We start from the raw sequence: 26609 nt of genomic DNA, 5'->3' as shown, positions 1-26609 counted from the left end.
GGGACGGCCCCGGCTAGATCCAGACGCCCTTGCCCACCGCAACCACACCGCCGGCGCTGATGGCGAAGCGCTCCCGGTCCTTCTCCAGGTCCACGCCGACCATCTCGCCGGGGCCGACGACGACGTTCTTGTCGAGGATGGCGTGGCGTACCACCGCGCCCCGGCCGACCCGCGCGCCCGGCATGATCACGCTGCCCTCCACGATCGCCCCGTCGTCGACCACGACGTTGGACGACAGCACGGAGTTGCGCACCGAGGCCGCCGAGATGATGCTGCCGGCGCCGACCACCGACTCCTGCGCCGAGCCGCCGTTGACGAATTTGGCCGGCGCCAGGTTCTCCGACTCCCCGCGGATCGGCCAGCGCTTGTTGTAGAGATTGAACACCGGGTGCACCGACACCAGGTCCATGTGGGCGTCGTAGAACGCGTCCAGCGTCCCCACGTCACGCCAGTAACCCCGGTCGCGGTCGGTGGCGCCGGGTACCTCGTTGTCTTTGAAGTCGTAGACCGCGGCCATCCCGTCGCCGACCAAGCGGGGGATGATGTCGCCGCCCATGTCGTGGTCGGAGTGGTCGTCGTCGGCGTCGGCACGTATCGCGTCGATGAGCACCTTCGTGGTGAAGATGTAGTTGCCCATCGACACGAAGGTCGCCTCCGGATCATCCGGTGTGCCCGGCGGATCCAAGGGCTTCTCCACGAAGTCGCGGATGCGGCCGGAATCGTCGGCGTCGATGCACCCGAAGGCGGTGGCCTCGCTGCGCGGCACCCGGATGCCGGCCACCGTTGCGCCGGCCCCGCTTTCGATGTGGAAGTGGACCATCTGCTCGGGGTCCATCCGGTACACGTGGTCGGCGCCGAAAACGACTATGTAGTCGGGGTCTTCGTCGTAGATCAGATTGAGCGACTGGTAGATCGCGTCGGCGGAGCCGGTGTACCAGCGCGGGCCCAGGCGCTGCTGCGCGGGCACCGGGGTGATGTACTCACCGGCCAGGCCGGACAGCCGCCAGTTCTGCGAAATATGACGGTCCAGTGAATGCGACTTGTACTGAGTGAGAACGCAGATCCGCAAGTAGCGCGCATTGACGAGGTTGGACAGCACGAAGTCGATCAGCCGGTAGGCGCCGCCGAAGGGAACCGCGGGCTTGGCCCGGTCCGCGGTCAGCGGATACAGCCGCTTGCCCTCACCGCCGGCCAGGACGATGCCCAGCACGTGTGGCGCTTCCCTCATGGTTTCAACCTATCGGCCGCCGCGAAACGCTGCCAGGGGGACCGCGCTATTGGCGGTGTTCTGTGCGGCTGTCCGTCAAGGTATTTGGCAACCCGGAACCCCGCCACGGATTGTCGGCCCGGCTCGCGGGGCCGGCCGCGAGCGAACTACCGTGCGGGTATGCGGGTGGCGATGATGACTCGGGAGTACCCACCAGAGGTCTACGGGGGCGCCGGTGTACATGTCACCGAACTGGTCGGCCAACTGCGCCGATTGTGCGCGGTCGACGTGCACTGCATGGGCGAACCGCGACCGAACGCCTTCGTGCACCAGCCCGATCCGCGCTTGCAGGGAGCCAACCCGGCGCTCACGACGTTGTCCGCGGACCTGATGATGGCCAACGCCGCGTCGGCGGCCGACGTCGTGCATTCGCACACCTGGTACACCGGCATGGCCGGGCACCTGGCCGCGCTGCTCTACGACGTCCCCCACGTTCTGACCGCGCATTCGCTCGAGCCGCTGCGGCCGTGGAAGGCCGAACAGCTCGGCGGTGGCTACCGCGTGTCGACGTGGGTGGAGCACACCGCGGTACAGGCCGCGCACGCAGTCATCGCGGTCAGCTCCGCGATGCGCGAAGACATCCTGCGGGTCTACCCCGCGCTGGATCCCAGCCTGGTGCACGTCATCCGCAACGGGGTCGACACCGACGTCTGGCATCCGGCCGGGCCGATGCAAACCGGGTCTGTGCTGGCCGAACTCGGGGTCGACCCGGACCGGCCCACCGTGGCCTTCGTCGGCCGGATCACCCGGCAGAAGGGCGTTGCCCACCTGTTGGCGGCGGCGCACCACTTCGACCCCGAGGTGCAGGTGGTGCTGTGCGCGGGCGCCCCCGACACCCCGGAAATAGCCGACGAGATCCGGTCCGCGGTGGCGCGGCTGACCGACCAGCGGCAGGGGGTGTTCTGGATCAGGGAGATGCTGCCCATCGGCGAGCTGCGTGAAATCCTATCGGCCGCAACGGTTTTCGTCTGCCCATCGGTGTATGAGCCGCTGGGTATCGTGAACTTGGAGGCGATGGCGTGCGCGACGCCCGTGGTGGCGTCCGACGTCGGTGGGATACCCGAGGTGGTCGTCGACGGGGTGACCGGCTCGCTGGTGCATTACGACGCCGGCGACCCGGCCGGTTACCAGACCAGGCTGGCCGACGCGGTCAACGCTCTGGTCGCCGACCCCGAGAAGGCGAAGCGCTACGGCCGGGCGGGGCGCCAGCGCTGCATCGAGGAATTCTCCTGGGCCCGCGTGGCCGAGCAGACCCTGGACGTCTATCGAAAGGTGTGTGCGTAGCGCGGCCGTCGGCCGGCACGTCTTAGCTGGAGCTCGTGACGCCCTTGAGTTCGTCACCGAGGGCCGCGGCTTCGTCGGGCGTCAGCTCAACGACCAGTCGACCGCCACCCTCAAGTGGTACCCGCATCACGATGCCGCGCCCCTCCTTGGTTGCTTCCAGAGGACCGTCGCCGGTCCGGGGCTTCATCGCCGCCATCGAGTGCTCCCTCCAGGTTCGAGCTGGCCCGCCTTTGCGGACCTGGTCGGCGCCGAGCATGCCCCGCCAGCGATTTTCCAGCCATACCCGACATCGAACTGCCAAATCACCCCCCCATTGTTCCCTATCCAGGTCACGAGTTGTACAAAGACCCGGTTCTCCTGGCTTAGCGGGCGGCTGAACCGCGACCGCCCGACGGCATCGTCACCGGGGGGAAGGCACCCAACAATCCCGGACATGGTCGTCGACCATCCCCGTTGCCTGCATCAGCGCATAGGCGGTGGTCGGCCCCACGAAGCGGAACCCGCGCCGCTTGAGCTCGCGCGCCATGGCCTTCGATTCCTCGCTCGCCGAGGGAATTTCGGAGCCGTCAGCGGGCCGGGGACGCGGTTCCGGCGCAAACGACCACAGCAGCTTCGACAGGTCGGCCGCACTCCCCAGCTCGGCCGCGGCGCGCGCATTGGCGATCGTCGCGTCGATCTTGGCCCGGTTGCGCACGATGCCCGTGTCCGCCATCAGCCGCTGCACGTCGGCGTCCGCGTAGCCGGCGACCTCCTCGAAATCGAACCCGGCGAAAGCGCGCCGGAAGTTCTCCCGTTTGCGCAGGATGATCAGCCACGACAGGCCGCTTTGGAAGGCCTCCAGGCTCATCCGCTCGAACAGCGCCACCCCGTCGTGCACCGGGCGGCCCCACTCCTGGTCGTGGTAGTCGCGGTACATCTGGAAATCCGGGCCGGGCCGAATGGCCGCCCAACCACACCGGACCAGCTCGTCATCGCTCACATCTAGTCCTGACGATCCTCGCCGCCCCCGGGTTCCACGGGCTCGGCTTCATCCTCGGCCGCCGCGGGGGCATGCACCGCGGCCAGCTCACCGCGCAGCGCCTCGAGCTCGCGGGCGAGCCGGTCCAGCACCCAGTCCACCTCGCTGGTCTTGTATCCGCGCAGCACCTGGGTGAATTTGACGGCGTCCACGTCCGCGCCCGTCACACCGTAGGCGGGCAACACCGTCGCGGTCGTCCCCCTCGGCAGGGGCGGCAGCTGCTCACCCCGACCGAACAGCAGACTCGCCGCGCCGAACAGCACGATCGCCACCAGCACCAGGACCACCAGGTACAGCAACACCAACGCCACGTCGTCGATACTGCCCTATGCCGCCGACACCGCGGCGAAGCAGCGGGGCGTCAGCGCGGCCGCAGGACCGTCATGGGCGGGCGGTCCGCGAGCGACACCGGCGACGTGTGCTGGGTGTAGCCCTGGCCATCGGGTCCGTCGTGGCCAACGGCGAGGAACTGCGTCAAGCCGACCCCCGAGTCGGGAACCCCGCAGCGCGCGAGCAGGGTCGCGATGACCTGGCGGCTCATCGCGCCGAGCTCGGCCAGCGGCCGGTTGCGGTGTGCGCGCACACCCAGGTTGACCTGCGCGATCGCGTTGGCACCCAGCCGGTCGAAGGTGTCCAGCAACAGGCCGATCTCCACCCCGTAGCCCGGCGCGAACGGCACCGACGTCAGCAGCTCACGGGTGGCCGCGTACTCCCCGCCGAGCGGCTGCAGGATGCCGCCCAGCTCCGGCCGCAGCGCCGCGAGCAGCGGCCGGGCCACCAGCTCGGTGACCCGCCCGCCGCCGGTGGCGCCCGCGGCGCCCCCCACGTCGCCGACCTGCAGCGGCCGCCGGTAGAAGCTTTTGACCAGGTGGATGCCGTCACCCGTGAGCAACGGGCCGACCAACCACGGCACGAACATCGGGTGCGGGTTGATCAGGTCGGAGTCGACGAACACGACGATGTCGCCGCTGGTGGCCGCGAGCGAGCGCCACAGCGCCTCCCCCTTGCCGGGCCGGATGGGCACCTCGGGCAGGGCCTGCTCGCGGCTGACGACGCGGGCGCCGGCGGCGACGGCGCGGATCTCGGTGTCATCGGTCGAACCGGAATCCAGCACGATCAGCTCGTCGACCAACCCGTCAACCAGCGGGGAGATGCTGTCGACCACCGATTCGATGGTTTCTTCCTCGTTGAGCGCCGGCAGCACCACCGAGATGGTCCGCCCCGCCTTCGCCGCCTCGAGCTCGGCGACGGTCCAGCTGGGGCGGTTCCAGCTGCGATCGGACAGCCAGGTGTCGCCGGGCCGGGCGGACAGCACCGCGTCCGCGGTCAGGTCGCCGGCGACCAGGTCGGATGCCGTCATGCCAGCCCCCTCACCGTGCGCGCCGGCGGGCGTATCCCCTGGATGGACGCCACCATCTCCAGCACCCGCCGCGTCGCGGCGACCTCGTGCACGCGAAACATGCGCGCTCCGGCGGCGGCCGCCAGCGCGGTGGCCGCCAGCGTCCCCTCCAGCCGCTCGGTCAATTCCACACCCAAAGTCTCCCCGACGAAGTCCTTGTTACTCAAAGCCATGAGCACAGGCCACCCGGTACTAACAAGATCGTCCAGGTGACGCAACAACAGCAGGCCGTGGAAGGTGTTCTTGCCGAAATCGTGGGCTGGGTCGATCAGCACGCGGTCGCGGGCCACCCCGTGGGTGACCGCGCGCTCGGCGGCCGCGGTGACCTGGCGAATGACGTCGTCGACCACGCCGCGCGTGCTGGCCCCGTAGCTCACCCGGAACGGACGCGTGCGGGGCAGCGCGCCGCCGGTGTGCGAGCACACCAGCCCGGCGCCGAACTCGGCGGCGACCTCGGGCAGGGCCGGGTCGATGCCGCCCCAGGTGTCGTTGATCAGGTCCGCCCCGGCCGCGCAGGCCACCTTGGCCACCTCGGATCGCCAGGTGTCGACGCTGATCAGCTGGTCCGGATAGGCGTCGCGCAGCCATTCGATGAAGGGGATCAACCGGGCAATCTCGGTCTGGGTGTCGACCTCCTGGCCAGGCCCGGCCTTGACGCCGCCGACGTCGATGACGTCGGCGCCCTCGGCGACGGCCCGGTGTGCGGCGGCCCTGGCGGCCTCGTCGCTGAACGTCGCGCCCTTGTCGTAGAACGAGTCGGGGGTGCGGTTCACGATCGCCATGATCAGCGGGCGATCGCCGGCGACCGGACGGCCGCACCAGGTGGATCGGCCGGCCGTCGCCGACGGTGTGAATTGCACGCGTCTATGGTGCCCGGTCACCGGGTTACGCGCCGCCCCGGGATCGGGTGTGCGGCCGGGGCGCGGTGTCACGGCGTGTCGCCACCGCCGGCGCACACCCGACGCCATGGGTGCACACCCGGTGCGAACAGCGCACACTCAGCCGCGCGGCCGCTTACCGTCGGCGACTTCGTCGGGGTACTCGTCGTAGTACGGCACGTAGCCCTCGTCGCGGCCGGCCAGCACGTAGAGCGGGTCCTTGATGTCGGACCCGTAGGCCTGCTCGCGCAGCTCCACCTTGCGGCTCTTGAACGTCGTGGTGTGCTCCAGCGACTCCACGACCCGCACGAACAGCGGCAACGCATAGGCGGGCAGCTGGCCGTATACCGCGCGGGCCAACGACTTGCCGTCGAACTCCGCGCCGTCGCGCAGCTTGACCGCGGCCATCCCGGCGCGGCCGCCGGTGCGGGGGATCTCCACGCCGAACACCGTGCATTCCTCGACGGACGGGTCGGACGCCAACGCCGCCTCCACCTGGGTGGTGGCGACGTTCTCCCCCTTCCACCGGAAGGTGTCGCCGAGCCGGTCGACGAACGCGGCGTGCCCCATGCCCTGCGGGCTCATCACGTCACCGGAGTTGAACCACACGTCGCCCTCGCGGAAGGCGTTGCGCACCAGCTTCTTCTCGCTCGACTCCTTGTCGGTGTAGCCGTCGAACGGCTGCAGCCGGTTGACCGGGCTGAGCAGCAGGCCCGGCTCCCCGGAGGGCACCCGGCGCACCCGTCCGTTGTCGTCGCGCAGCGGGGCCCCGGTGTCGGGGTCGTACTCCACGTAGGCCAGCGGCATCGGGAAGACACCGGTCGTGCGGGGCACGTTGAAGACGTTGATGAACGCGGTGTTGCCCTCGCTGGAGGCGTAGAACTCGCAGACCCGGCCGATGTCGAACCGGTTGGTGAACTCGTCCCAGATCTCCGGGCGCAGCCCGTTGCCGGCGATCACCCGCACCTGGTGCGCGCGGTCGGTGACCTTGCTCGGCTGGTTGAGCAGGTACCGGCAGATCTCGCCGATGTAGATGAACGCCGTGGCTTCCGCGGCGATCACCTCGTCCCAGAACTTCGACGCCGAGAACGACTTGCCCAGCGCCAGCGTCGCGCCCGAGTTGATCACCGACGACAGCGCGACGGTGAGGGCGTTGTTGTGGTACAGGGGCAGGCAGCTGTAGAGGGTGTCGGAGCTCTTCAGCCGCAACCCGATTCCGCCGAACGCCGCGAGCGCCTTGAGCCACCGCAGGTGGGTCATCACGCTGGCCTTGGGGAACCCCGTCGTGCCCGAGGTGAAGATGTAGAACGCGGTGTCCCTGGCCTGCACGGCCGACACCGACGCCGGGTTGGTGGCGGGGGCGCTGACGGCGAATCGCTCCAGGTCCTCGATGGTCATCGTCTCGGTGTCGCCCACGCCGCCGCACTCGGCGACCGCGCTGACCAGGTCGCTCTCCGCGACCAGGACCTTGGCCTTCAGCAAACCCAGGCTGTGCGCGAGCACCTCGCCCCGCTGGTGGTAGTTCAGCATTCCGGCGACGGCACCGCACTTGACCGCGGCCAGCATGGTCAGCACCGCGTTGGGCGAGTTGCGCAGCATGATCGCGACGACGTCGCCGCGTCCGACGCCGTGGGCGGCCAGCACCGCGGCGTACCTGTTGGCGGCGGCGTTGGCGTCGCGGTAGGTGAGTTGCTGGTCGCCGAACCGCAGGAAGATCCGGTCCCCGTAGCGGGCGGCCCGCTCCTGGAACACCGTGCCGATCGACTTCTTCGAACCCGGCTGGGCCAGCAGGCCGGTCATCGCCCCGCGCATGATCACCGGCATATCGGCCAGCAGGCCCGGCGCCCGCGACGCGATGTCGGTCAGTTTGACCGCGGTCCGCGCTCCCCCGTCGTGATCGGCCACGTCATCCCTCGATTCTGCGTATACAACTCGGCGGACAGCCTAATAGGGATAACGATGTTGCCGGCGCGCTCAGTCCGGTGCGCACGCCTCGACGGCGTCGCTCACCTTGTCGACCAGCAATAACCGGTCCATCGCCGGCTGCGAGACGTACCCACTGTCGAGCAACCCGCCCAGCCAGGCCCAGAGCCCTTGGTAATGCCCCAGCGGATCCAGCATGACGATGGGTTTGCGGTGCAGACCCAGGTAGCCCGTGGTCCACGAGTCCAGCAACTCGTCCAGGGTGCCCACGCCGCCGGGGAGCACGATGAACGCGTTGGCGCGCTCCTCCATCACGTGCTTTCGCTCGTGCATGGTCTCGGTGACGATCAGCTCGTCGGCGTCGATGTCGGCGATCTCGACGCGCATCAGCACCTGGGGGATGACGCCGACGGTCCGGCCCCCGCGGGCGCGCGCGGCGGTCGCCACCGCGCCCATCGCCGACACCCGGCCCCCGCCCCACACCAGGGTCCAGCCACGCTCGGCGATCGCCTCGCCGAGTTCGGCGGCGACCGCAAGCAATTCGCGATGTTGCGGGCCGGACGCGCAGTACACGCACACCGCCCAGTCGCCTGTTGGCTCGGGTTCCGGGCGCATACACCGAAAGGTAGACCAAGCTTGCTGACGGCCGCACACCGCGCGCAATAAAATCCGGCGATGCCGATTCGATGGAACGTCCCCCGGCACGCGCCGGCCCTGGAGCGGCTGGAGGCGGCGCTGGCGACCGGGAGGGGCGCCGTCGTGCTCGGACCGGACGGCTGCGGCAAGTCCACGCTGGCGCGGTCGGCCGTCGACGACTTCGGCCGCCGGCACCCCGGCACGCGCGTGCGCTGGGTCACCGGAACCCCGACCGAGCGCGCGGTTCCCTTCGGCGCGTTCAGCCACCTGGTGCATATCGCCGACATCGGCAAGCCGGCCGCGCTGTTGCGCGCCGCCCGCGCGTCGCTGGACGGTGACGACCTGCTGCTGGTGGTCGACGACGCCCACGACCTGGACATCCTGTCGGCCACGCTGGTGTACCAGTTGGCGCTGGCCGGCAAGGCCGGAATGGTCGTCACCGGCCGCGCGGATCCGGCTCCCGAGGCCATCGCGGCGCTGTGGACCGACGGCCTGCTGCCCCGAATCGACATCGAGGCGCCCGGCGGGACGACCACGCCGGCCGAGGTCGACGCCTTCCTCGCCGAAATGCCGGCCGACGCCCGGGCGGTGCTGGACTATCTGGCCGTGGCCGAGCCGCTGTCGCTGGCGGATCTGAGCGTCCTCGCCGGCGCGGATGCGGTGAGCGCGGCGAGCGACTGCGGGGCGGCGGAGACGCGGGTGCGCGGTGGGGCCTCGGACGACCCGGTGGTCTACACGGCCCACCCGCTGTTCGCCGAGCGGGCGCGCGTCGCGCTGGGCGGTGATGGCGCGCGGCGCCGCCGCACCGACGTGGTGCGGCTGTTGTCGCAGCATCCGTCGGAGCACCTCAGTGACCGGCTGCGGTTGGCGTCGCTGGCCCTGGACAGCGACGCCCCCCAGCCGGCGGCCGAGCTGGTCGCCGCCGCGCAGCAGGCGCTGCGGCTGGGCGATCTCGCCCTGGGCGAACGACTGGCCTCCTCGGCCCTGGAGCGGTCGGGCGGGTTGGCAGCGCGGCTGGCTTTGGCACACGCCCTGGGCTGGCAGGGCCGCGGCCGCGAGGCCGACGCGGTGCTGGCCGGCCTGGATCCCACCGCGCTGACCGAAGCCGCCCTGATGGACTGGGCGCTGCTGCGCGCGGCCAACCAATTCTGGATGCTCAGCGAGCCCGAGCGGGCCACCGCGTTCTTGCGCACCATCCGCAATCGCGTGTCGGATGCGGGCGCGCGCACCACCCTCGACGCGCTGAGCGCCACGTTCGCGATGAACGCCGGCAACGTCGAGCACGCCGTGAAGGTCGCCGACGCGGTGCTGGCCACCCCGGAGGCCGACGACCAGGCGGTGGCCTGGGCGGCCAGCGCGGCGGCGCTGTGCGCGGCCCGGCAGGGGCGTTTCGACGACGTCGAGCCGCTGGCCCAGCGGGCCCTGGCCGCCGAACATCCCGGGTTGCTGCGCTTCACGATCGGGCTGGGGCAGACCACCGCGTTGCTGATGGCGGGCCGGCTCGAGGCGGCCCGCGAACTCGCCCAGCAGTTCACCGATTTCGCCGAGCTGCAGCAGCCGGGCCGGGCGATCGGCGAGGTGCTGCTGGCGCACGTCCTGCTCGCCGGCGGCGAGTTCGCCCGAGCCGCAGCGCTACTCGGCCCCGCCGGCGCCACGCTGGAGCGCACCGGGTATTCGTGGGGCCCGTTGTCGTTGACGCTGCTGGCCACCGCGCTGGCCCAGCAGGGCGACATCGCCGCCGCGGGAAAGACGTTGGGCCGGGCCGAATCCCGGCACGGTACCAAATCGGCGCTGTTCGCGCCGGAGCTCGGCGTAGCCCGGGCATGGCGGCTGGCGTCGATGCGTGACCAGCACGGTGCGGTGGCCGCGGCCCGCGACGCCGCCCGGATGGCCGAACGCGGCGGGCAGCGGGCCGTGGCGCTGCGCGCATGGCACGACGCCGTGCGGCTCGGCGACACCCGGGCGGCCGATCCGCTGGCCCGGATCTGCGACGACATCGACTGCCGGGCAGGAGAACTCGCGCTTGCACACGGGCGGGCGCTGGCCAGCGGCGACGCGGCGGCGCTGCTGGCGGTGTCGGACGACCTGGCGGCGGTGGGCATGCGGGCGGCGGCGGGCGACGCCGCCGCGCAGGCGCAGCGCTGCGGCGCTCGCTAGCGGCTCAAGTACTCGCGCAGCATCGCCACCGCGGCGGTGATGTTGGCGACCGGAACGCTCTCGTCGCGCTTGTGCGCCAGGTTCGGATCACCCGGGCCGAAGTTGACCGCCGGGATGCCCAGCGCGGCGAAGCGGGCGACGTCGGTCCACCCGTACTTCGCCCGCACCTGGCCACCGGCCGCCTCGACCAGGGCCTTGGCCGCGGGCTGGGACAGGCCGGGCATGGCGCCGGCGGCGGCGTCGGTCTGTTCGATGTGCACGTCGAGCCCGTCGAACACCTCGTGCACGTGCTGCAGCGCGGCGGTCACCGACCGGTCGGGGGCGAAGCGGAAGTTGACCGTGACCGCGGCGGCGTCGGGGATCACGTTGCCCGCGACGCCGCCGTCGACGCGCACCGCGGACAGGCCCTCGCGGTACTGGCAACCGTCGATGTCCACGGTGCGGGCGGTGTAGGCGGCCAGCCGGTCCAGGACGGCGCCCAGTTTGTGAATCGCGTTGTCGCCCAACCACGGCCGCGCCGAGTGGGCGCGCGTGCCGATGGCCGAGATCACGACGCGCAGCGTGCCCTGGCAGCCGGCCTCGATGTATCCGCCGGTGGGTTCGCCCAGGATGGCCACGTCGGCGGACAGCCAGTCCGGCAGCTCGCGCTCGATGCGGCCCAAACCGTTTGCCGCCGCGTCGATTTCCTCGCAGTCGTAGAACACCAGCGTCAGATCGTGGACGGGTTCGGCCACGGTCGCGGCCAGATGCAGGAAGACCGCGTCACCCGATTTCATGTCCGCGGCGCCGCATCCGTACAGGTCGCCGCCCTCCCGGCGGCTGGGCAGGTTGCCGGCGGCCGGGACGGTGTCCAGGTGTCCGGCCAGCAGCACCCGCGACGGCCGCCGGTAGCGGGTGCGCGCCAGCACGGCGTTGCCGTTGCGCACGATCTCGAAGCCGGAGGTCTGGGCCCGCAGCGCGGCCTCCACCTCGTCGGCCAGGCGCGCCTCGTCGCGCGATTCGCTGGGGATGTCGACCAACGCGGCGGTCAGCTCGATCGGATCCCCGCGCAAGTCCAGCACGCCCCCAAGGGTAATGGGTCGCCTTCATTCGGCGAGCAGACACAGAATCGCGCTATCGACCGCCCTGGGATGCGATTCTGCGTCTGCTCGGCGGCCCAAGTAACCTGACCGCCGTGACTGGAGCTGTAGGAATCGGGCTGGCGACGCTGGCCGCCGACGGATCGATCCTCGACACGTGGTTTCCCGCACCGGAACTGACCGAATCGGGCACCGGGGGCACGTCGCGCCTCGCGCCGTCGGATGCCCCGCCGGAGTTGGCCGCGCTCGTCGGCCGGGACGACGACCGCGGAACCGAGAGCGTCGCGGTGCGCACGGTCATCGGCTCGCTCGACGACGTGGCCGCCGACGCCTACGACGCCTACCTGCGGCTGCATCTGTTGTCGCACCGGCTGGTGGCGCCGCACGGGCTGAACGCCGGCGGCCTGTTCGGAGTATTGACCAATGTCGTGTGGACCAACCGCGGGCCGTGCGCGATCGAGGGGTTCGAGGCGGTCCGGGCGCGGCTGCGCCGGCACGGCCCGGTGACCGTCTACGGCATCGACAAGTTCCCGCGAATGGTCGACTACGTCGTGCCCACCGGCGTGCGCATCGCCGACGCCGACCGGGTGCGGCTGGGCGCGCACCTGGCGCCGGGGACGACGGTGATGCACGAGGGCTTCGTCAACTACAACGCCGGCACGCTGGGCGCGTCGATGGTCGAGGGCCGCATCTCCGCCGGCGTGGTGGTGGGCGACGGGTCGGACATCGGCGGCGGCGCGTCCATCATGGGCACGCTGTCCGGCGGCGGAACGGAAGTCATCTCGATCGGCAAGCGGTGCCTGCTCGGCGCCAACGCGGGGCTGGGCATCTCGCTCGGCGACGACTGCGTCGTCGAGGCCGGCCTGTACGTGACCGCGGGCACCAAGGTCGCCACGCCCGACGGACAGGTGCTCAAGGCCGCCGAGCTGTCCGGCGGCAACAACCTGTTGTTCCGCCGCAATTCGGTCACCGGGGCCGTCGAGGTGGTGGCCCGCGGCGGTCAGGGCATCGCCCTCAACGAGGACTTGCACGCCAACTGAGCTACCCGGCGGCGTCTATCCGGCCCTCGTAGAGCGGCGCGGTCCCGTTGGTTTCCGGCAGTAGATACGTGCAGACCAGGCTGGTCAGGGCAAGAAGGCCCAGCATCAGGCCGATCGCCCAGCTGCCATAGGTGGCCAGCAACGTTCCGGCCAGCAGCGGCGGCAACGCGCCACCGATCACCCCGGCCAGGTTCTGTGCCAGTGCCGAGCCACTGTAGCGGTAGCGGGTGGCGAACAGTTCGGGCACGAACGCCGCGGTGGGTCCCGAGCCGATCGCGGTGAGGGCGAACATGCCCACGATGGCGACCACGTACCAGGCGGGTCTGCCGGTGTCGATCAGCGGGATGATGACGAACGACCACGCCAGGCACCCCGTCCAACCCAGCAACATGATGCGGCGGCGTCCGACCCGGTCGGACAACGTGGCCGACAGCGCGACGCAGGAGATGCTCACCAGCCCTACGAGCGCGCCGACGGACCAGATGAAGCCGCGCGAATAACCCAGGTGTGAATGCGCGTACATGACGAGGTAGGTGTTGCCCATGTAGACGAAGCCGAAGGCGGTCATCATGCTTCCGGCGGCCAGCCCGATCTCCCGGCGCTGCAGGCGCAGCGCCTCGGTGGTCGGCGCCTTGGGGATCAGGTTGTGCGCCTTCTCCTCGGCAAAGACCGGGGTCTCGTCGATGTTGAGCCGCACGTACAGGGCGATTCCGATCAGCGCGGCGCTGACCAGGAACGGAATGCGCCACCCCCACTGCAGGAACGCGGGGCTGTTCTCGCCGATGGTGACGTTCACGCCGAGAAAGGTCAGACTGCTCAGCACCGCCGCGGTACCACCACCGAGCAGCGTGAACATGCCGTAGCGGCCCCGTTGGCCACTCGGCGCGTACTCCGCGCTCAGCAATGCCGAGCCCGCCCACTCGCCGCCGACGGCGAATCCCTGCAGCAGCCGCAGGCCGACCAGGATCAGCGGGGCCGCCATCCCGATGGCCGCGGTGCTGGGCACCAGGCCCACGCCGACGGTGGAGACGGCCATGATCAGCAGCGTCGCTATCAGCGTCTTTTTGCGGCCCAGCCGATCTCCGAAGTGGCCGAAGACGGCCGCGCCGAGCGGCCGGGACAGGAAGGCGGAGGCGAAGGTTCCCATCGAGCCGATCATGGCCACCGTGGGACTCAGGCGGGGGAAGAACACGGCGGGGAACACCAGCGCCGCCGCGGTCCCGTAGATCAGGAAGTCGTAGTACTCGATGGCCGAGCCGACGAGGCAGGCGGCAGCGATCCGCCGCATGGGGGTGGCAGGCGCCGCGGCGCCCGCCATGGTGGCGGTGCCCACGGACCGATGCGGGTCACCCGTGTGGCCGCTCGCTGCCCGGTCGGATCGATACACGGTTACGACGGTAGGTGAAGCGTCACGGTCACGCTCGCGCTGAAGCTGGCAACTTGCTGCGTGTCGAGCGGTCAGCCCTCGGTCAGCAGCTGCTTCTTGAGCACCTTGCCCATCGCGTTGCGGGGCAGCGCATCGACGAGGCGGACCTCGCGCGGCCGCTTGTGCACCGAAAGCTCCTGGGCGACGCGGTCGATCAGGTCGTCGGGGTTCAGGTCGGCCGCGCCGACGACGAACGCGACGATGCGCTGGCCCAGGTCGGCGTCCGGCATCCCCACGACCGCCACCTCCCGCACGCCGGGATGCCCGAGCAACGCCGTCTCGATTTCCCCGGCGCCGATCCGGTAGCCGCCGGACTTGATCAGGTCGACCGACTCGCGGCCCACGATGCGGTGCATGCCGCCGCCGTCGATGACCGCGACGTCGCCGGTGCGGTACCAGCCGCCGGCGTCGAACGCCTCGGCGGTGGCCTCCGGGCGGTTGAGATAACCGTCGAACATCATCGGACCCCGAACCTCGAGCTTCCCAACGGTTTCCCCGTCGTGCGGCACCTCCGCGCCGGTGTCGTCGAGCAGCCTGGTTTGCACGCCGGTCAGCGGGAGGCCCACCCACCCGGCGCGTCGCTCGCCGTCCGCGCGGGTCGACAGGGTGATCAGCGATTCGGACGCGCCGTACCGTTCGACCGGCTCGTGCCCGGTGAGCTCTACCAGCCGCCGGAACACCGGCACCGGCAGCGGCGCGCTGCCCGAGACCAGTAGCCGAGCCGGCCGCAGCGCCCGGGCCGCCGCCTCGTCGGACCCCACCCGCGACCACACCGTCGGCACGCCGAAGAACAGCGTGCCCCCGGCATCGGCGGCCTGGGCGTAGCCCGCCGGCGTCGGTTTCCCGGTGTGCACGAAGCGATTCCCCACCCGCAGCGACCCGAGCAATCCCAGCACCAGCCCGTGCACGTGGAACAGCGGCAGGCCGTGCACCAACACGTCGTCGGCCGTCCATTGCCAGGCCTGGACCAGGGCGTCGAGGTCGGCCGCGATCGCGCGCCGGCTCAGCACCACACCCTTGGGCAGGCCGGTGGTGCCGGAGGTGTAGATGATCATCGCGGTGGCGTCGCGCGACGGCTCAGGGTAGCGGTGCCAGGACCGGGCGTGCAGTCGCACCGGGATGTGCGGCAGGCCCTCCGGCTCGTCCGGCACGGGGCCGAGCCAGGCCTGCGCCGCCGAATCGGTCAGCATGTGCCGGCGTTCGGCGGCGCCGACGTCGGCGGGCACCGGAACGAAGGGGACGCCGGCGATCAGGCACCCGGTCACCGCGAGCACCGTCGCCGCGGTGGGCGTGGCCAGGATCGCGACCCGGTCCGCGCCGCCGACCCGCTCGGCCACCGACGTGGCGGCGCCGACCAGGTCGCTGCGGCTCAGCACGGCGCCGTCGATACGTACCGCGTCGGCGATGTCGGTGGCGGTGACCGCCGCGGGATTCAGTGACGCCAGCAGCACGTGAGCAGGCTACCCGGCGTCGGGGGCGTCAGTTCTGTTCGTCCCAGATCTTCGTCAGCGTGGACAGGATCTCCTCGCCGCGGCCCAGCCCGCCGAGGTGGCTTTCGCCGTGCAGCACGATCAGCTCGGCGTCGGGCAGCAGGGATACCACGTGCTCGCCGTGGGCGAACGGGACGATGTGGTCGCTGTCGCCGTGCCACCAGCGGACCGGGACCTTGACCTCGTCGAGCCGGAAGCCCCAGTCCCGGGTGAACAGGATGATGTCGTTGAACGGGGCCGCCAGCTGCTTGCGGCTGCCGTTGAGCAGGTCGTCGAGGAACATGGCCCCGAACTCCGGCCGGGTGAGCAGCCGGCGGTCGCCCTCGGGCGATATCGCGGCATACAGGTAGAGCGCGGGATTCGCGACCGGGCGGATCATCCGGACCACCAGGCTGGCGCCGATCCGCAGCGGATCACCGCCCAGCCGCAGCAGCGGCGCCACCCGCTTGCCCAGGTTCATCAGGCCGCTGGTGATCCCCTCGTCGCCCTGGAACGGCGCGACGCCGCCGAGCACGCCGGCCGCGACGACCCGGTCGTGCAGCACCGCGGCGGCCGCGAGCGCGTACGGGCCACCGCCGGACAGGCCGATAACGGCCATCTTGTCGATGCCCAGCGTGTCCGCGATCGTCCGCAGGTCGTCGCCGAACGCCCGGATGTTCTCGTACCGGTGCGGCGTCGACGAACCGATGCCCGGCCGGTCCAGGCCGATCAGGCGGATATTGTGCTGCTCGGCGTAGACCCGGGCCTCGACCGGGATCTGGCGGCGGGCGCCGGGGGTGCCGTGCAGCCAGAACATCGCGCGCCCTTGCGGGTCACCGAATTCGGCGAAGCCGATCTGGCGGTCCTCGCCGACGGCGACGTTTCCCTCGAGCTTGGGGCGGGCGATCTCGATGGCCATGCCAGCAGCCTTGCACGTGACGGGCCGTTTACCAAAGGCTCACGGGTCAGGCGTTGAGCGGCCGCTCCCCGATGACCCGTTCGGACCGAAGGCTCGCCACCTCGTCGGCGGACAGGCCCAGATCGCGCAGGATTTCGTCGTTGTGCTGACCCAGCGTCGGCGGAGCGGCGCGGTGGTGGCGGACCGGTCCGGGGGTGATGCGAAACGGCCAGCCCGGGTAGCGGTGCGGGCCGGTGATCGGATGAGTGAACTCCTCGTAGTAGCCGCGCGCGTCAAGCTGGCCCCCGATCAGGTCACCGTCGTACATCCGGTCGCCGGTGATCACCCGTTCGGCCGGGATACCTTGCCCCTGAAGGGATTTCACGACCGCCGCCGCGGCCTGGGCGCGGGTCCACCCGGTGACGAGCTCGTCGAACGTGTCGTGGTCGAGCCGCCCGTCGTCGGGCAGCGACACCGCGACCCAGACGCCGTCCTCGGCGGTCGGATAGACGCCTTGCAGGTAACCGCGCTGCCGGTTGCCCTCTCGCGGGCGCACGGCGCCGGTCATCGAGTACTCGATCACCGGTTCGGCGGCCAGGCAGGCGGCGACCTCGATCTGCGCGATCTCGATCAGCTGGCCCTCCCCCGTGCGGCGCCGGTGCTCGAGGGCGGCCAGCAGCGCCACCCCCGCGTGCACGCCGACGATCGGATCCGCGGGGCCCTGCGGGTTGCACGGCGGACCGTCGGGGTAGCCGGTGACCGCCGACATCCCCGAGATCTGCTCGAAGTTCAGCGCCCAGCCGACGTAGTCGCGCCACGGACCCTGCAGGCCGTATCCGGGCATGCGCACGGCGATCACGTCGGGGTTCAGCGCCGCCAGCGCGTCGTAGTCCAGGCCGAACTGCTCGACCACCCGCGGCGAGAAGTTCTCCACCACCACGTCGGCCGCCGCGGCCAGCCGCCGGGCGATGTCGAGGCCACGCTCCGAGGTCAGGTCGAGGGTGAGGTCGCGCTTGTTGAGGTTGGTGCCCTGCCAGATGGGGCTGCGTTCGTACCAGTCGTCGCCCTCGTAGGCGAAGGCGCCGGAGTAGCGGTGCCCGTCCGGCCGCTGGATCGACTCGACCTTGACGACGTCGGCGCCGAACGCGCCCAGGTAGCAGGTCAGGTAGGCCCCGGCCCAGAACGTGGTCAGGTCGAGGACCTTGAGACCGGAGAACGGCTGCGGCCCAGTCGTGTTGAGCGATCGGGCGGCGGTGGCCCACCGCCCGGGGCGCGCGCCCAGGCGCGGCGCCGGGCGGGTTTGCGGCACTGGGGTTTTCGAGAAGCGGAACGCCGGCCCGGGGCGACGAAACGACCAGCCGGGGCCGCCGGCTTGCACGAAAAACCCGCGCTCGGCGTACTGCGGACATTCCAACACGGTGGCCCCGTCGTTGACCGGAGCGGCCGGAATGCGCAGCGCCTGGCCGAGTTCCACGATCTCGGCGACGGTCTGCCGGGCGAGCAGGGGCTCCGCCTTGCCGAAGAACTCGTCGCGCTCCGGGCCGCCCAGCATGATGGCGATCTGCTGCTCGCCGTACTCGGGCAGGCCGAGCATCGCGCACACGTCCAGCCAGTGCTGGCCCGTCAGGCAGTTGATGCCCACCCAGCCGTCGGCGGCGCGGACAACTCCCAGCATGGGGGCCGAGCGCAGGTTCGCCGGCAGGCCAAGGTTTTTCATGCGCTGTGCCATCAGCATCGGGTAGGGCAGCGTCGACAACAGCGCCTCCACCTGGGAGACGTCGACCTCTCGGACCCGGCCGGCCGGTGGCAGTCGCAGCGCGGTCAGCGCGCCCAACGCGCCGTAACTGCCCGCGACGTACTCGGAGATCCGCGCGCCGACCTGTACCGGCGGCCGGTCCGGGTCCCGGTTGCTGACCCAGCCCGACGCCGCCTGCATGGTCAGGGGGGTGGCGCGCCGGTGCTGCCAGGGCCCGCACCGACCGAACCCGGAGATGCGCAGCAGCACCAGGTTCGGGCTCAGCCGGCCCAAGTCGTCGGGTCCGAGGCCCCAGCCCTCCAGCGTTCCGGGGGTGAAGTCCTCGACGAGCAGGTCCGCCCCCGCGATGAGGCCACGTGCTTCCGCCAGCCCGTCCGGTCGGGTTAGATCGACTGTCGCGCCGCGCTTTCCGGCGTTGAGGTAGTGAAACAGGCCGGACCGCTCCGGGTCGGTGACCCCGCCGGGAAACGGGCCCCACCGGCGCAGCGGATCCCCGGCGGGCGGCTCGATCTTGGTGACCTCGGCGCCGAGGTCGACGAAAAGCTTTGCGGCGTAGCAACCTGAGATCTCGCTGGCGAGTTCGACGACGTGGAGCCCATCAAGGGGTCCCGTCATGCCGGGATCCCGATGGCCTTCACCTCCATGTACTGGTGCAGCCCGCTGACTCCGCCGCTCTCACGACCGAACCCGCTCAGCTTGAAGCCGCCGAACGGCGCATCGCCCGGCCCGATCCCGTTGACGGCGACCTGGCCCGTGCGCATCCGCCGGGCGATCGCGACGGCCCGGTCCACGTCGGTGCCCCAGACGGCGCCGGAGAGCCCGTAGCACGAGTTGTTGGCGATCGCGACGGCGTCCTCGTCGTCGCGGTAGCGCAACACCGAGAGCACCGGCCCGAACACTTCTTCCTGCGCGATCGTCGAATCCGGTTGCACGCCGGTGAGAATCGTCGGTTCGAAGTAGTAGCCGACATCCAACCCGGCGGGGCGACCGCCGCCGGTAGCCAGCTTCGCGCCGTCGCGGACGGCACCGTCGACGTGCGCCTGCACGCGCTCGCGTTGCGCCGCGCTGATGAGCGGGCCCATCTGGACCGGCGGGTCCGTGGGGTCGCCGACCTTGACGTCGCGGGCCAGCGCGACGAGCCGGTCGACGACGTCGTCGTGCAACGAATCGGGCAGCAGCAACCGGCTGTGCAGGATGCAGGCCTGCCCGGCATGCAACGAGCAGCAATCGAACAGCATCTGCCGCAGCATCTCGTCGGTCACCCGCGTGTCGTCGAGGACGATGCTCGCCGACTTCCCGCCGCACTCCAGCAACAGCCGCTTCATGGCGTCGCCGGCGGCCCGCATGACCTCGCAACCGACGGCCGAGCTGCCGGTGAAGCTGATCATGTCGATGCGCGGATCCGTCGTGAGCAGTTTGGCGGCCTCGAGGCCCGACGGCGTGACGACATTGACCACTCCCGGGGGGATGTCGGTCTCCTCGTCGATGATGCGCGCGAGCGCGAGCCCGGCGAGCGGTGTCAGCGGTGAGGGCTTGAGCACGACGGTGTTGCCGGCGGCCAGCGCGTTGTTCACCTTCATGACGTTGAGGCAGTGCGGGAAATTCCACGGCGTCAGGATCGATACGACACCGAGCGGCTCGCGGCGCAGCAACGTCGTTCCCGCGCCGATCCCGGTGACCGGCTCGTCGACCAGCTGCGTGGCGAGCTGGGCGGCGTGCATGGACATGTAGCCGGCGCCGTCGATCTGCATCATCCGCTCGTTGCTCACGCAGCCCCATTCGACCTGGGACAGCGCGAAGATCTCGTCGGCGTGCTTGAGCAGGGCCTCACCGAGCTGGTTGAGGCAGCCGGCCCGCTCGTCGGGGCCCATGCGCCCCCACGGCCCGGCGTCGAAGGCCCGGCGCGCGGCGCCGATCGCCGCGCCGACCTGGGTGACGCTCGCGTCGGGCGCGGTGCCGATGGACTGCTCGGTGGCCGGGTTGACGTCGTCGTAGCGACCGTCCTCCGGCTCGACCCATCTGCCATCGATATAGAGCTGATAGGTGTCGACAAGAGATCGCGGAGTGTGCAGCTCGGTCATGCGCTTCCTCACCCGAACGTCGGTCATCTAACCACTTGGTGTACACCCATGCCCCCGTACCGTCAATCACCAACCTCTCGAATTGCGCGGTATTTCCGCGCTTCGCGGCGGTATTGACACGGGTGGGCGACGCGGGGTAGACACAAGGCCGCAAGACACATCGCGTCAATGTGTCGGATCGTCTGGTCAGGGAGGCCGCCGTGCGGACCACTTTTCCCGCTTCTCTGTTGCACTCCCCCGACTTCTACGCCGGCGATCCGTACCCGGCGTACCGCGAGCTGCGCGCGACGGCGCCGGTCTGCTGGAACGACGTCACCAATTTCTGGGCGCTGTCGAAGTACGAGGACATCCGCTTCGTGTCGACCAACCCGGCCACCTTCACCTCGACCCGCGGCATCACCATCCCCGATCCGCAGATGGGCAACGCGGTGCAGGAGGGCAACCTCATCTTCACCGACCCGCCGCGGCACCGACAGTTGCGCAAGCTGATCAACTCGGGGTTCACCCGGCGGCGTGTTGCCCTGCTGGAGCCCAAGATCCGCGAGATCGTGCGGGGCATCCTCGATGGCGTCCAACCGGATTCCGTGCACGAGTTCGCCGATGAGGTCGCCGCCCCGCTACCCACCCGGATGATCGCCGAGCTGATCGGCGCCCCGGCGGACGACTGGGAGCAGTTCCGGGCGTGGTCGGACGCGGCCACCGGGACGGCCGACCCGGAGATCGAGTTGGACCCGGTGGTCGCCATGGGTCAGCTGTATGAGTACTTCCAGAAGTTGATCGCCGCCAGGCGCGTGGACGCGCGCGACGACCTGCTGTCGGTGCTGGCCGGCGCGGAGATCGATGGTGTCCGCCTGACCGATGAGGACCTGCTCAATTTCGCCTACCTGCTGCTGGTGGCCGGCAACGAAACCACCCGCAACCTGATCGCGCTGGGCACGCTGGCGCTGATCGCCCATCCCGACCAGTGCCGCCTACTGGCCGACGATCCGGCGCTGATCCCGGGCGCGGTCGAGGAAATGCTGCGCTGGACCAGCCCGGTGGTGCACATGGCGCGCACCGCGACGACCGACGTCGAGATCCGCGGCCAGCGGATCGCCGAGGGCGACATCGTGGTGATGCTCTACGGCTCCGCCAACCGGGACGAGGAGATCTTCGGCCCCGACTCCGAGGAGTTCAAGGTGACCCGGCACCCGAATCCGCACATCGCGTTCGGGTGCGGCGAACACTCCTGTGTCGGTGCGCAATTGGCCCGGCTGGAGGCGTGCGTGATGTTCGACGAGCTGCTGCGCCGCTTCCCCAGGCTCGAGCTGGTGGGCGCGGTGGACCGGATGCGGGCCACCATGGTGCCCGGGGTCAAGCGCATGCCGGTGCGGCTGGGGGCCTGATGGATCTGGAGTACTCGCCCGAGCAGCAGCGGCTGCGCGCCGAGATCCGCGCCGCGCTGGAGCAGGTGATGACGCCCGAACGCACCCTCGCGCTCGACGCACGCATGGAGGGCGGCCCGGAAGTGCGCGAGTGCGTACGGGCGCTGGCCGCGGCCGACCTGCTCGGCGTCGGCTGGCCCAAAGAATATGGGGGACGCGGGTTCTCGGCGATCGAGCAGTTCATCTTCTCCGAAGAGGCACAGCGGGTGAATGCACCGATCCCGCTGGTGACGCTGAACACGGTCGGGCCAACCCTGATGCAGTGCGGCACCGAGGAGCAGAAGCGGCAGTTTCTGCCCGCGATCCTGGACGGCAGCGTCGAATTCGCGATCGGCTACTCCGAGCCCGAAGCGGGTAGCGACCTGGCGTCCCTGCGCACCACCGCGGTCCGCGACGGCGACGAGTACGTGATCAACGGGCAGAAGATGTTCACCAGCGGCGCCGCATACGCCGACTACATCTGGCTGGCCGCCCGCACCGATCCGAATGCCAAGAAACACAAGGGCATTTCCATCTTGATCGTGCCCACCTCGTCGCCCGGGTTCTCCTGGCAGCCGCTGCACACCATGCCCGGCATCTCCACCTTCTACACGTTCTACGACGACGTGCGGGTCCCGGCCAGCGCGCTGGTGGGCGGCGAGAACCAGGGCTGGCAGCTGATCACCACCCAGCTGAACTTCGAGCGCGCCGCCCTGGGCAACCTCGGCGCGCTCGAGCCGCTGTTCGAGAAGACCCTGGAGTGGGCCGCCGCCACCGAGCTCGACGGCGGCCGCGTCATCGACCAGCCGTGGGTGCAGCTCGCCCTGGCGAGGGTCGAAGCCCAGGTAGCGGCGTATAAATTGGTCAACCTGCGGGTGAACGCGGCGATGACGAAGGGCATCCTCAACATGGGGGAAGCCTCCGCCGCGAAGGTGTTCGGCACCGAACTGACCCAGCAGGTCGCCCGCCAGCTGCTGGAAGTGCTCGACCACAACGGGGTTCGCCGGGGCACTGATGCACCGCTACGCGGCGCGCTGGAAACCGCGTATCGATGGGCCGTCATCAACACGTTCGGTGGCGGCGCCAACGAGATTCAGCGTGACATCATCGCCATGGCGGGATTGGGCATGCCGCGCGCTCCCCGTGACCTACGCGCCACCGCACAATAGGAGGACAGCCGTCAGTGACCGACTCAGAAACCGTCAGCGCCAAGGTGAAAGCCCTCGTCGGCCAGCCCACCGGCGGCACCGGAAAGCCCTCGCTGGCCCCGGATCCGGTCAACCAGCCGATGATCCGGCACTGGGCCTACGCGATGGCCGACATGAACCCGGTCTACCTCGACCCGGAGTTCGCCGAGAAATCGCGGTTCGGCGGCATCGTCTCGCCGCCGGTGATGCTGCAGACCTGGACCATGCCGTCGCCGATCCTGGAGGGCATCGGCGAGCGTGGTGGCGCGCCGGTCGTGATCGAAAGCAACCCAACGGCGTTCCTCGACGAGGCGGGCTACACCAGCACGGTGGCGACCAACTCGGAGTTCGAGATCGAGCGCTACCCGCGCCTGGGTGACGTCATCAGCGCGACGACGGTGTACGAATCGGTCTCCGACGAGAAGAAGACGGCGCTGGGCACCGGCTTCTTCCTGACCTGGTTGACCACCTACACCGACCAGAACGGGGAAGTTCTGGGACGGCAGCGATTCCGGGTGCTGCGATTCAGGCCGGCGCGCTGATGGCCGCCCGACTGGCGCCGGCCATCACCGCCGACACCGAATTCTTCTGGAACGGGTTGCGGGAGAACAAGCTCCTGATCCAGCGCTGCGGCGGATGCGGCCGGCTGCGCCACCCACCCCGCCCGATGTGCCCGCACTGCCGCTCCCTGGACTGGGACACCGTCGAGTCGTCGGGCCGCGGCACCGTCTACAGCTACGTGATGCCGCACGAACCGAAGTTTCCGTTCTTCGAATATCCCTACGTCGTCGTGCTGGTGGAGCTCGAGGAGGGCGTGCGGCTGGTGTCGAATCTGACCGGCATCGACCCGGCGGACGTCACAACGGGAATGCCGGTCGAGGTCTACTTCCAGAGCTTCGACGACGGCCTGGTGCTGCATCAGTTCCGGCCGGCCGGCTAGGCGAGCGACATGGACTTCACGTTCACCCCGGAGCAGGAGACCATCTCCAAGCTCGCCCGCGACCTCTTCGAGCGCCGGGCGACACCCGAACGTCTGGCCGAGTTGGAAGCCGGTGACGTTCGCTTCGACGACGCGCTCTGGCAGGAGCTGGCCGCGGCCGACCTGTTGGGCACCGCGCTGCCGGAGTCCGTCGGCGGTAACGGCGGTGGCTTCGTCGAGCTCGGGGTGCTGCTGGCCGAGGTGGGCTGGGCCGTCGCTCCCGCGCCCGCGTACGCGACGCTGGTGCTGGGGGCCGACCCGATCGCCCGGCACGGCAATTCCGAACAGCGGCAACGCTTCCTGCCGGGGGTCGTGGCAGGGAACCGCATCCTGACCGCGGGGCTGGCCGAGCCGGGTCGCTCCGGCGCGACGGCACCCGCCACCACCGCGCGGCGCGATGGCGGCGACTGGCGGCTCGACGGCGCCAAGGAGCTGGTTCCGGCCGCCCAGATCGCCGACACGGTGCTGATCCCGGCGTCGATTCAGGACGGGCAGGTCGGCCTGTTCCTGGTGGCGGCCGACGCCCACGGCGTCGATCTCCGGCCGGTGCCGACCACCAACCGCGAACCGCACGCCGACGTATACCTCGACGGCGCAACGGTATCCGACGCCGACCGGCTGGTCGGCGCGGGCCTGCTCGAGTCGCTGCGCACCCGCGCGCTGGTCGGCCTGTGCGCGGTCCAGCTCGGCGTCGCGGAGCGGGCCCTGCGGATCGCGGCCGAATACACCACGGGCCGCGAGCAATTCGGCCGGCCCATCGGCAGCTTCCAGGCCGTCCAGCAGCGCCTGGCCGATGCGTTCATCGACGTCGAGGCGATTCGGTGGACCACCTGGCACGCGGCGTGGATGGTCGCGCACGGGCGCCCCGTACCCGAGGCCGACCGCGCCGCCCGCATCGCGAAGTTCTGGGCCGCCGACGCCGGCGCGCGCGTCGCCGCGACCGCCCAGCACGTCCACGGCGGCATCGGTATCGACATCACCTATCCCCTGCACCGCTACTTCTTGTGGGCCAAGCACAACGAGCTGGCACTCGGCCCTGCCGCGGCGCAGCTGGCCCACCTTGGCGCAACGTATGGCGCAACGTATTCGGAAGGACTCCCATGACTACCACCGCGAGCCGTACCACCACCCTGCGCTGGGCGGACACCTCCGTCGGCGACGAAGTCACCCCGCTCGAAATACCCATCACCACAACGATGATCGTCGCCGGGGCGATCGCCACCCGCGACTTCATGCCCGTGCACCATGACCGCGACTACGCCAACAAGCAGGGCTCGCCCAACCTGTTCATGAACATCCTGACCACCAACGGTTACTGCGTGCGGTTCCTCACCGACTGGGCCGGGCCCGAAGCGATGGTCAAGAACCTGTCGATCCGCCTCGGCGTGCCGTGCTTTCCGGACGACCCGCTGCGCTTCACCGGCAGCGTCACCGGGAAGACCGAGGGCGTCGGGGGTGAGAACTTCGTCGAGGTCACGTTCAAGGGCGCCAACAGCCTGGGCGACCACGTCTCGGGCACGGCGATCCTGAGCCTGCTCGACGGGACGTGCGCATGAGCGGCTCGCTGCCCGGCGCCGCCGCCATCGTCGGGATCGGCCAGACCGAGTTCTCCAAGGAATCCGGCCGCAGCGAACTGCAATTGGCGTGCGAAGCGGTGAGCGCCGCGCTCGACGACGCGGGCCTGGCGCCCGGCGACGTCGACGGCATGGTCACCTTCACCATGGATTCCAGCGACGAGATCGAGATCGCGCGCAACGTGGGCATCGGCGACCTGAGCTTCTTCTCCCGCGTGCACCACGGTGGCGGCGCCGCCGCCGGCACCGTCGTGCACGCCGCGATGGCCGTCGCGACCGGGGTCGCCGACGTGGTGGTGTGCTGGCGCGCCTTCAACGAACGGTCCGGCATGCGGTTTGGCGGCAGCGGACGCACCGACCTGGGGACCCCGCTGTTCATGGCGCACTACGCGCCGTTCGGGCTGCTCACCCCCGCGGCGTGGGTGGCGATGCACGCACAGCGCTACATGTCCACCTTTCGCGTGACCAACGAAGACTTCGGTCGGATCGCCGTCGTGGACCGCACGCACGCCGCGAAGAATCCCGATGCCTGGTTCTACCAGCGCCCGATCACGCTGGACGACCACCAGAATTCGCGCTGGATCGTCGAACCGGTGCTGCGCCTGCTGGATTGCTGCCAGGAGAGCGACGGCGGGGTCGCGCTCGTGGTCACCAGTGCGGAACGCGCCCGCGACCTACGGCAGCCGCCGGCGATCATCACCGCGGCCGCCCAGGGCGCGGCCGCCAACGGCGAGATGATGACCAGCTACTACCGCGACGACATCACCGGCCTGCCCGAGATGGGCGTGGTCGCCGAAAGGCTGTGGCGCGACTCGGGCCTCAAGCCGCAGGACATCCAAACGGCCTTCATCTACGACCATTTCACGCCGTTCGTGTTCACCCAGCTCGAGGAACTCGGCTTCTGCGGACGGGGCGAGGCGAAGGACTTCGCCACGGTCGAGCGGCTCTCGCTGGGTGGGGAATTCCCGATCAACACCAACGGCGGGCTGCTCGGCGAGGCCTACATCCACGGCATGAACGGCATCACCGAGGGGGTGCGCCAGGTGCGCGGCACGTCGTACAACCAGGTCGACAACGTCGAACACGTCCTGGTCACGTCGGGCACCGGGGTGCCCACCAGCGGGCTGATCCTGGCGCCGGCCGACTGAAGGGGAC

Annotated in this window: 24 protein-coding genes; 10 read left to right on the top strand and 14 right to left on the bottom strand. The window is 70.3% G+C overall.

Annotation, left to right across the window (positions count from 1 at the left end):
* Positions 1 to 13: 13 nt before the first annotated feature.
* The gene (gene glgC, locus U8D42_RS03560; RefSeq protein ID WP_322859208.1) at positions 14 to 1228 is read right to left on the bottom strand and encodes a glucose-1-phosphate adenylyltransferase; all 1215 of its coding nucleotides are present in this window, start codon (positions 1226 to 1228) and stop codon (positions 14 to 16) included.
* 159 nt (positions 1229 to 1387) lie between these two features.
* Between glgC and glgA the strand changes: the two genes are divergently transcribed.
* On the top strand, positions 1388 to 2551 hold the full coding sequence (gene glgA / locus U8D42_RS03555) for a glycogen synthase (protein ID WP_322859209.1): 1164 nt from the start codon (positions 1388 to 1390) through the stop codon (positions 2549 to 2551).
* Positions 2552 to 2573: 22 nt separating this feature from the next.
* Here glgA and U8D42_RS03550 read toward each other — a convergent pair whose 3' ends face one another.
* The 7 genes from U8D42_RS03550 to U8D42_RS03520 form a co-directional block, all read right to left on the bottom strand.
* Positions 2574 to 2747 carry a DUF3117 domain-containing protein gene (locus U8D42_RS03550; RefSeq protein ID WP_003878471.1) on the bottom strand — a complete coding sequence of 58 codons (174 nt, stop codon included), beginning with the start codon at positions 2745 to 2747 and terminating at the stop codon, positions 2574 to 2576.
* A 204-nt stretch (positions 2748 to 2951) separates the two neighbouring features.
* Positions 2952 to 3530: a DNA-3-methyladenine glycosylase I gene (locus U8D42_RS03545; protein WP_322859210.1), complete on the bottom strand. Its 579-nt coding sequence runs from the start codon at positions 3528 to 3530 to the stop codon at positions 2952 to 2954.
* A 2-nt stretch (positions 3531 to 3532) separates the two neighbouring features.
* Positions 3533 to 3880: a DivIVA domain-containing protein gene (locus tag U8D42_RS03540; protein ID WP_322859211.1), complete on the bottom strand. Its 348-nt coding sequence runs from the start codon at positions 3878 to 3880 to the stop codon at positions 3533 to 3535.
* Between the two features lie 50 nt (positions 3881 to 3930).
* Positions 3931 to 4929, bottom strand: a complete 999-nt coding sequence (locus U8D42_RS03535) for a glucosyl-3-phosphoglycerate synthase (protein ID WP_322859212.1) — start codon at positions 4927 to 4929, stop codon at positions 3931 to 3933.
* On the bottom strand, positions 4926 to 5936 hold the full coding sequence (folP, locus tag U8D42_RS03530) for a dihydropteroate synthase (RefSeq protein WP_431523821.1): 1011 nt from the start codon (positions 5934 to 5936) through the stop codon (positions 4926 to 4928). The genes U8D42_RS03535 and folP overlap by 4 nt, the downstream gene beginning before the upstream one ends.
* A 30-nt stretch (positions 5937 to 5966) precedes the next feature.
* The gene (fadD6, locus tag U8D42_RS03525) at positions 5967 to 7751 is read right to left on the bottom strand and encodes a long-chain-acyl-CoA synthetase FadD6 (protein WP_090421086.1); all 1785 of its coding nucleotides are present in this window, start codon (positions 7749 to 7751) and stop codon (positions 5967 to 5969) included.
* A gap of 69 nt (positions 7752 to 7820) precedes the next feature.
* The gene (locus U8D42_RS03520; protein ID WP_090421089.1) at positions 7821 to 8384 is read right to left on the bottom strand and encodes a TIGR00730 family Rossman fold protein; all 564 of its coding nucleotides are present in this window, start codon (positions 8382 to 8384) and stop codon (positions 7821 to 7823) included.
* A 60-nt stretch (positions 8385 to 8444) separates the two neighbouring features.
* On the opposite strand from U8D42_RS03520, the gene U8D42_RS03515 reads away from it, so the two are divergent.
* On the top strand, positions 8445 to 10562 hold the full coding sequence (locus tag U8D42_RS03515; protein WP_322859213.1) for an AAA family ATPase: 2118 nt from the start codon (positions 8445 to 8447) through the stop codon (positions 10560 to 10562).
* Here U8D42_RS03515 and dapE read toward each other — a convergent pair.
* Positions 10559 to 11623: a succinyl-diaminopimelate desuccinylase gene (gene dapE / locus U8D42_RS03510; protein WP_322859214.1), complete on the bottom strand. Its 1065-nt coding sequence runs from the start codon at positions 11621 to 11623 to the stop codon at positions 10559 to 10561. The genes U8D42_RS03515 and dapE overlap by 4 nt on opposite strands.
* Before the next feature lie 104 nt (positions 11624 to 11727).
* Here dapE and dapD point away from each other — a divergent pair, with 104 nt between their 5' ends.
* Positions 11728 to 12681 carry a 2,3,4,5-tetrahydropyridine-2,6-dicarboxylate N-succinyltransferase gene (dapD, locus tag U8D42_RS03505; RefSeq protein WP_322859483.1) on the top strand — a complete coding sequence of 318 codons (954 nt, stop codon included), beginning with the start codon at positions 11728 to 11730 and terminating at the stop codon, positions 12679 to 12681.
* Position 12682: 1 nt separating this feature from the next.
* On the opposite strand, the gene U8D42_RS03500 is transcribed toward dapD, so the two are convergent.
* The 5 genes from U8D42_RS03500 to U8D42_RS03480 all read right to left on the bottom strand — a co-directional run bounded on the left by U8D42_RS03500 (position 12683) and on the right by U8D42_RS03480 (position 20311).
* Positions 12683 to 13969, bottom strand: a complete 1287-nt coding sequence (locus U8D42_RS03500) for an MFS transporter (RefSeq protein WP_322859484.1) — start codon at positions 13967 to 13969, stop codon at positions 12683 to 12685.
* Between the two features lie 170 nt (positions 13970 to 14139).
* Positions 14140 to 15558: an acyl-CoA synthetase gene (locus tag U8D42_RS03495; protein WP_322859215.1), complete on the bottom strand. Its 1419-nt coding sequence runs from the start codon at positions 15556 to 15558 to the stop codon at positions 14140 to 14142.
* A gap of 28 nt (positions 15559 to 15586) precedes the next feature.
* On the bottom strand, positions 15587 to 16495 hold the full coding sequence (locus tag U8D42_RS03490) for an alpha/beta fold hydrolase (protein WP_322859216.1): 909 nt from the start codon (positions 16493 to 16495) through the stop codon (positions 15587 to 15589).
* 46 nt (positions 16496 to 16541) lie between these two features.
* Complete coding sequence (locus U8D42_RS03485; RefSeq protein ID WP_322859217.1) at positions 16542 to 18845, bottom strand: CaiB/BaiF CoA transferase family protein; 2304 nt, start codon at positions 18843 to 18845, stop codon at positions 16542 to 16544.
* On the bottom strand, positions 18842 to 20311 hold the full coding sequence (locus tag U8D42_RS03480; RefSeq protein WP_322859218.1) for an aldehyde dehydrogenase family protein: 1470 nt from the start codon (positions 20309 to 20311) through the stop codon (positions 18842 to 18844). The genes U8D42_RS03485 and U8D42_RS03480 overlap by 4 nt, the downstream gene beginning before the upstream one ends.
* Positions 20312 to 20511: 200 nt before the next feature.
* On the opposite strand from U8D42_RS03480, the gene U8D42_RS03475 reads away from it, so the two are divergent.
* The 7 genes from U8D42_RS03475 to U8D42_RS03445 are packed head-to-tail and all read left to right on the top strand — an operon-like array spanning position 20512 to position 26602.
* Positions 20512 to 21696: a cytochrome P450 gene (locus U8D42_RS03475; protein WP_431523820.1), complete on the top strand. Its 1185-nt coding sequence runs from the start codon at positions 20512 to 20514 to the stop codon at positions 21694 to 21696.
* Positions 21696 to 22883, top strand: coding sequence for an acyl-CoA dehydrogenase family protein (locus U8D42_RS03470; RefSeq protein WP_322859219.1), 1188 nt, complete (start codon positions 21696 to 21698; stop codon positions 22881 to 22883). Before U8D42_RS03475 ends, U8D42_RS03470 begins: the two co-directional genes overlap by 1 nt.
* A 14-nt stretch (positions 22884 to 22897) precedes the next feature.
* Positions 22898 to 23443: an FAS1-like dehydratase domain-containing protein gene (locus U8D42_RS03465; protein WP_322859220.1), complete on the top strand. Its 546-nt coding sequence runs from the start codon at positions 22898 to 22900 to the stop codon at positions 23441 to 23443.
* Complete coding sequence (locus U8D42_RS03460; RefSeq protein ID WP_322859221.1) at positions 23443 to 23841, top strand: Zn-ribbon domain-containing OB-fold protein; 399 nt, start codon at positions 23443 to 23445, stop codon at positions 23839 to 23841. The genes U8D42_RS03465 and U8D42_RS03460 overlap by 1 nt, the downstream gene beginning before the upstream one ends.
* Before the next feature lie 9 nt (positions 23842 to 23850).
* The gene (locus U8D42_RS03455) at positions 23851 to 24984 is read left to right on the top strand and encodes an acyl-CoA dehydrogenase family protein (RefSeq protein WP_322859222.1); all 1134 of its coding nucleotides are present in this window, start codon (positions 23851 to 23853) and stop codon (positions 24982 to 24984) included.
* A complete protein-coding gene (locus tag U8D42_RS03450) occupies positions 24981 to 25436 on the top strand; it encodes a MaoC family dehydratase (RefSeq protein WP_322859223.1) in 456 nt (151 codons plus the stop codon). The genes U8D42_RS03455 and U8D42_RS03450 overlap by 4 nt, the downstream gene beginning before the upstream one ends.
* The gene (locus tag U8D42_RS03445) at positions 25433 to 26602 is read left to right on the top strand and encodes a lipid-transfer protein (RefSeq protein WP_322859224.1); all 1170 of its coding nucleotides are present in this window, start codon (positions 25433 to 25435) and stop codon (positions 26600 to 26602) included. The genes U8D42_RS03450 and U8D42_RS03445 overlap by 4 nt, the downstream gene beginning before the upstream one ends.
* Positions 26603 to 26609: the final 7 nt, after the last annotated feature.

The organism is Mycobacterium europaeum (genome assembly GCF_034555895.2).
In the GTDB taxonomy this organism is placed as follows: domain Bacteria; phylum Actinomycetota; class Actinomycetes; order Mycobacteriales; family Mycobacteriaceae; genus Mycobacterium; species Mycobacterium europaeum.
The sequence above is the reverse complement of the archived record's forward strand: the minus strand, read 5'-3'. Positions and strand labels throughout refer to the sequence as shown.